The organism is bacterium, assembly GCA_020440705.1.
Lineage (GTDB): Bacteria > Krumholzibacteriota > Krumholzibacteriia > LZORAL124-64-63 > LZORAL124-64-63 > JAGRNP01.
Genome location: JAGRNP010000173.1, coordinates 1 through 6,073 on the forward strand (window position 1 = coordinate 1; position 6,073 = coordinate 6,073).

Sequence of the window (6,073 nt, forward strand, 5' to 3'; positions counted from 1 at the left end):
CGCCGCAGGTGGCCCGCGCCGAACCGGAGCCGGCGCCCCGGACGAGCCCGCCGCCGGTCGAGCGGCCGCGGCCGCGTCCGGCCCGCGCCGAGACGAAGACCGAGACCGCCCCGAAGGTCGCGCCGGACGCCGGCACGGCCGGGCGCGAGAAGGCCCGCGTGGAGGTGGCGCAGAACCTGGCGCAGGCGACGGCCTCGCTGGACAAGGCCATCGGCGACCTGGGCAAGGCCCTGCCGGCCGCCGACCGGAAGGACAACGGGCGCGAGCGGCCCCGCCGCCAGGCCCGCGGCTCCGTGCGCGGGGCCCGCACCTCGACCCAGCTCGAGGCGGTCGATCTGGTGGCCGACCTGTCCGCCGCCACCGGCGGCGAGGGCGCCGTCGGCGCCCGCACCATCGACGTGGCCGCGATCACGCAGGTGGCGCTGGCCGGTTCGGGCGAGGGCTTCGGCGACGGCGCCGGCGGCGGTGGCGGCGACGGCACCGGCGCGTCGGCCCCGGGCGGTGCGGGCGGGGAGATCCGCTCGAACGCCTCGCTGCTGGCGGTGGTCCGGCGCTACGCCCCCGGCATCCAGTTCTGCTACGAGAACGTGCTGAAGCAGGACCCGGGGCTGCGCGGCAAGCTGGTGGTGAACCTCACCGTGGCGGCCGACGGCACCGTCGACGACGTGATCGTCCTCGAGGACACCCTCGACTCGGCGGCCGTGACCACCTGCGTGCTGGCCCAGATGCGCGATTGGCGCTTCGAGGCGGTCCCGGCGGGGGTCGTGACCTTCCAGGCCCCGTTCGTCTTCACGCCGCCCCGGGACTGACGCGGCGCGCCGCGACCGGAAAAATTGACACGACCGGGGGGGCCGGGTATTTTACGGCCATGAAAGGCCCGGATCAGGCAGCACTCCCCCCCGTGATCATCGGTGTCGCCGGCGGCTCAGGCTCCGGCAAGACCACCGTGGCCCTGCGGGTGCGCGAGGCCTGTCCCGGCAAGACGATCCAGATCATCCATCACGATTCCTACTATCACGACAACTCGCACCTGCCCCTCGAAGAGCGCTCCCGCATCAACTACGACCATCCCAACGCCTTCGAGACCGAGCTGCTCGTCGAGCACCTGCGCCTGCTGCGCAGCGGCCGGGCGGTGCAGGTGCCGCGCTACGACTACGCCATCCACAGCCGCCTGCCCGATACCGAGACCTGCGAGCCGGCCGACATCGTCTTCGTCGAGGGCATCCTCGTGCTCGAGTCGCGGGCCCTGCGCGAGCTGATGGACATCCGGCTCTTCGTCGACGTCGACGCCGACGAACGGGTGCTGCGCCGCATGAAGCGCGACATCACCAAGCGCGGGCGCACCATGGAATCGGTCATGGAGCAGTACCTGACGGTGGTGCGGCCCATGCACCTGCAGTTCGTCTCGCCGAGCAAGCGCTACGCCCACCTCATCATCCCCGAGGGCGGGCACAACAAGGTCGCCATCGACCTGATCGCCACCAAGATCAAGAACATCATCCGCGATCGCGACCGCATGCGGGCGGCGGCCGGGGACTTCCCCGCGTCGGCGGCCGAACACGAAACCGGAGGCCGGACGTGACGTTCGACGACCAGGAATACCTGCAGCGCTATCCGTTCATCGACCGCGTGCTGATCTCGTCCGACGAGATCCAGCGCCGCGTGCGCCAGCTCGGCAACGAGATCAGCCGGGCGTACGAGGGGTCGAATCCCATCTTCGTCTGCATCCTGAAGGGGGCCTATCCCTTCCTGGCCGACCTGACGCGCTGCGTGTCGGTCGAGCACGAGGTCGACTTCATGGCCGTCAGCAGCTACGGCGGCGGCACCCAGAGCTCGGGCGTGGTGAAGATCGAGAAGGACCTCAAGGCGAACATCACCAACCGCGACGTGATCCTGGTCGAGGACATCATCGACACCGGCCTGACCATCGCCAACCTGATCGAGGTGCTCGAGACGCGGAATCCGCGCAGCATCCGGGTGGCGGCGCTGCTCGACAAGAAGTCGGCGCGCAAGAAGGAAGTGCCCCTGCACTACGCCGGGTTCGAGATCCCGAAGGAGTTCGTCATCGGCTACGGGCTCGACTACGACGAGAAGTACCGGAACCTGCCGTTCATCGGCATCATGAAGGCCTAGGGGCCTGGGAAGCGACCGGACCATGAGCGAGACGACCGACCCGCGCGACAAGACCTTCCGCGAGGCGCTGACCTTCGACGACGTGCTGCTGGTGCCCGGCTACTCCGAGGTCATCCCCGCGGACATCGACACGGCGACGAACCTCACGCGGGAGATCCGGCTGCAGATCCCGTTCCTCTCGGCGGCCATGGACACGGTCACCGAGGCCGAGATGGCCATCGCCATGGCGCGCGCCGGCGGCATCGGCGTCATCCACAAGAACATGGAACCGAAGGAGCAGGCCGCGAAGGTCGAGCGGGTCAAGCGCTCGGAGTCGGGCATGATCACCAAGCCGATCACCCTCGGTCCGGACAAGACCATCGACGAGGCCCTCGAGCTCATGGGCCACTACCGCATCAGCGGCGTGCCCATCACCGAGGGCAGCAAGCTGGTGGGCATCCTCACCAACCGCGACCTGCGCTTCGTCAAGGACACGCGGCGCCCCGTGCGCGAGGTCATGACCAGCGAGAACCTGGTCACCGTGCCCGAGGGCACGACCCTCGAGGAAGCGGCCGAGATCCTGCACAAGCACCGCATCGAGAAGCTGCTCGTGGTCAACGGCGGGGGCGAGCTGCGCGGCCTGATCACGGTGAAGGACATCCAGAAGAAGCTCGACTATCCCGACGCCTGCAAGGACGCCAAGGGCCGCCTGCGCGTGGCCGCGGCGGTGGGCGTGGGGCCGGACACGGTGCTGCGCGCCGCGCTGCTCGTCGACCGCGGCGTCGACCTGCTCGTGGTCGATACGGCCCACGGGCACAGCCGCAACGTGCTGGACATGGTGCGCAAGCTGAAGGCGGCCCATCCGGGCACCCAGATCATGGCGGGCAACATCGCCACCGGCGCGGCCGCAGCGGCGCTCATCGAGGCCGGTGCCGACGCCGTGAAGGTGGGCATCGGGCCCGGCTCCATCTGCACCACGCGCATCGTCGCGGGGGTGGGCGTGCCGCAGATCACGGCGATCATGGACGTGGCGAAGGTGGCGCGGCAGAAGGGCATCCCCGTGGTGGCCGACGGCGGCATCCGCTACAGCGGCGACGTGGCCAAGGCCATCGCCGTGGGCGCCGACTGCGTCATGGCCGGCTCGCTGCTCGCGGGCACCGACGAGTCGCCGGGCGAGAAAGTGCTCTTCGAGGGCCGGGTCTACAAGACCTACCGCGGCATGGGCTCGCTCGGCGCCATGCAGCAGGGCTCGAAGGACCGCTACTTCCAGGGCGACGTGGCCGACGCCGAGAAGCTGGTGCCCGAGGGCATCGAGGGCCGCGTGCCCTACAAGGGCAAGGCGCGCGACGTGCTGTACCAGATGGTGGGCGGCCTGCGCAGCGGCATGGGCTACTGCGGCTGCGCGACCATCGGCGACTTCCAGGCCCGGGCGCAGCTCGTGCGGGCCACGGGCGCGGGCATGATCGAGAGCCACCCGCACGACATCCAGATCACCAAGGAAGCCCCCAACTACGGCAAGCGCTGACCGCGCCGCCGCCCCGCCGCCGGAACGGCCGCGTCCTAGCGGCCGCTCCCGAACACCCGCTGCAGCAGCGCCGTGGTGCGCGCCAGCGGGTCGTCCCGGATCCGCTTCTCCTCCTGGGCCAGCACGGTGAACAGCCCGTCCAGGGCCTCGTCGGTGACGTAGCCGACGAGGTCGAGGTCCGGCTTCTCCACCAGGGGGATGCGCGTGTAGCTGTCGTAGAGGCGGCTGTACACCGGGAACACGCCCACGTCGTTCATCTTCGCCGTGACGATCGGCTGGAAACGCGCTGCGAGGGCCGTGCCCGTGCGGGCGCGGAAGTACTCGGTGGCGGCCGTGTCGCCGCCGTCGAGGATGGCGAAGGCGTCGGCGATGGTCATGCCGCGCACGGCCTCCAGGAAGACGTCGGCCGCCTCGCCCGCGGCGGCCTCGGCGGCGCGGTTCATGCCCACCGCGAGGTCGTCCACCACGGCGCCCATGCCCAGGTCGCGCAGGGTGCGCGACATGCCGTCGAGTTCGGCGGGCAGGGCGATGCGGATCAGCTCGTTGCCCAGATAGCCGTCCTCGCGGCCGGTGGCCGCGACGGTGCGGTCGGTGCCCACGGCCAGGGCCTCGCGCAGGCCGCGGGTGACGGTGGCCTCGTCCAGGGGCGCCTGGCCGGCGAGGTCGCCGAAATCGAGGTCGGACAGGCCGGCGCACCCGGCGAGCGGGAGCAGCAGGGCGACGAGCAGGCCGGCGGCCGGCCGGAGGCGGAGCGGAGACGTCATGGGGCGATGGTCCTCGTTGGGGTGCGGGCCGCCGCCGGGTGCGGTCGGCCGTCGGGGTCCAATGTAGCAGCACGTCCGGCGGGGCGACAGCCTCCGCGCCGCGCTACCGGCCGCCCGGGCGTTGGAGCCGGCCCGCCGACGTGCTAAGATGCGCCCCGGCGCGCGCCGGGCGCGCCGCGGCCGCCGGGGCGGCGGCCCACACCGGGAGGGAGAGAACGTGAAGGAATACGAGAAGCTGGGCGCCTTCTACCTGGGGCGTCCGGTCGAGCCGGAGACGGGCGCGGTCCGCGCCGAACCGCTCCTGTACGACGCCAAGGACCTGACCACCCACGGCGTCATCCTGGGCATGACGGGCAGCGGCAAGACGGGCCTCGGGGTCGGCCTCATCGAGGAGGCGGCCATCGACGGCATCCCCGTCATCGCCATCGACCCCAAGGGCGACCTGGGCAACCTGCTGCTGGCCTTCCCGGATCTGGCGCCCGGCGATTTCGAGCCCTGGATCGACCCCGCCGCCGCCCAGCGCAAGGGGCGCACGGTGGCGCAGCACGCCGCCGCCACCGCCGAACTGTGGCGCAACGGACTGGCCACCTGGGATCAGGATCCCGACCGCATCGGCCGCTACACGGGCGCGGCCGACCGCGTCATCTTCACCCCGGGCAGCCGCGCCGGCGTGCCCCTGGCGGTGCTGCGCTCGTTCGCCGCGCCGCCGGCGGCGGTGCGCGACGACGCCGACGCCCTGCGCGAGAAGATCACCGGCGCCGTGTCGGGCCTGTGCGCCCTGCTCGACCTCGACGCCGATCCGCTGCGCAGCCGCGACCACATCCTGCTCTCGTCGCTCCTCGACCACGCCTGGCGCGAGGGCCGCGACCTCGGCCTGGCCGACCTGATCCGGCAGATCCAGGCGCCGCCCTTCGACCGCCTCGGCGTGTTCGACCTCGAGTCGTTCTACCCCTCGCGCGACCGCCTGGCCCTGGCCATGACCATCAACAACGTGCTGGCCTCGCCGTCGTTCGGCGCCTGGGCCGAGGGCCAGCCCCTGGAGATCGACGCCCTGCTGCACGCGCCGGACGGACGACCCCGTGTCTCAGTGGTCTCCATCGCCCACCTCGGCGACGCCGAGCGCATGTTCTTCGTCACAACGCTCCTGAACGAGATCGTGGGCTGGATGCGGGCCCAGCCGGGCACCGGCTCGCTGCGCGCCCTGCTGTACATCGACGAGGTCTTCGGCTACGCGCCGCCGTCGGCGAACCCGCCGTCGAAGCAGCCGCTGCTGACGCTGCTCAAGCAGGCGCGCGCCTTCGGACTGGGCGTGGTGCTGGCGAGTCAGAACCCCGTCGACCTCGACTACAAGGCCCTCGCCAACGCCGGCACCTGGTTCCTCGGCCGCATGCAGACCGAGCGCGATCGCGAGCGGGTGCTGGCCGGCCTGGACACCGTCGCCGCCGCGGGCGGGGCGCGGGTCGACCGCGCCTGGATGGAGCGGGCCCTGGCCGGACTGGCCTCGCGCCGCTTCCTGCTGAACAACGTCCACGAGGACGCGCCGGTGCTCTTCGACACGCGCTGGGTGCTGTCGTACCTCGGCGGCCCCCTGACCCGACAGCAGATCCAGCGCCTGACGGCCGCGCGCCCGGCGCCCGCCCCGGTGCGGGGCGCCGCGCCCAACGCCACGGCC

General features: G+C 71.8%; 6 protein-coding genes. 5 read left to right on the forward strand and 1 reads right to left on the reverse strand.

Translation table 11 applies throughout. From position 1 onward, the window contains the following. The 4 genes from KDM41_16810 to guaB form a co-directional block, all read left to right on the forward strand. The coding region (locus tag KDM41_16810; protein MCB1185088.1) for an energy transducer TonB at positions 1-809 on the forward strand (809 nt) is incomplete at its 5' end. A gap of 59 nt (positions 810-868) precedes the next feature. Further along, positions 869-1,582, forward strand: a complete 714-nt coding sequence (gene udk / locus KDM41_16815; GenBank protein MCB1185089.1) for a uridine kinase — start codon at positions 869-871, stop codon at positions 1,580-1,582. Positions 1,583-1,620: 38 nt separating this feature from the next. Then, positions 1,621-2,133: a hypoxanthine phosphoribosyltransferase gene (hpt, locus tag KDM41_16820; protein MCB1185090.1), complete on the forward strand. Its 513-nt coding sequence runs from the start codon at positions 1,621-1,623 to the stop codon at positions 2,131-2,133. Positions 2,134-2,155: 22 nt separating this feature from the next. Then, entirely contained in the window at positions 2,156-3,637 is a 1,482-nt protein-coding gene (guaB, locus tag KDM41_16825) for an IMP dehydrogenase (GenBank protein MCB1185091.1), read from the forward strand. Positions 3,638-3,672: 35 nt separating this feature from the next. Here the strand turns inward: guaB and KDM41_16830 are convergent, their stop codons facing one another. Then, positions 3,673-4,401: a DUF4197 domain-containing protein gene (locus KDM41_16830; GenBank protein ID MCB1185092.1), complete on the reverse strand. Its 729-nt coding sequence runs from the start codon at positions 4,399-4,401 to the stop codon at positions 3,673-3,675. 148 nt (positions 4,402-4,549) lie between these two features. Between KDM41_16830 and KDM41_16835 the strand changes: the two genes are divergently transcribed. Beyond that, positions 4,550-6,073, forward strand: a 1,524-nt coding sequence (locus tag KDM41_16835) for an ATP-binding protein (protein MCB1185093.1), incomplete at its 3' end; no start/stop codon positions are given.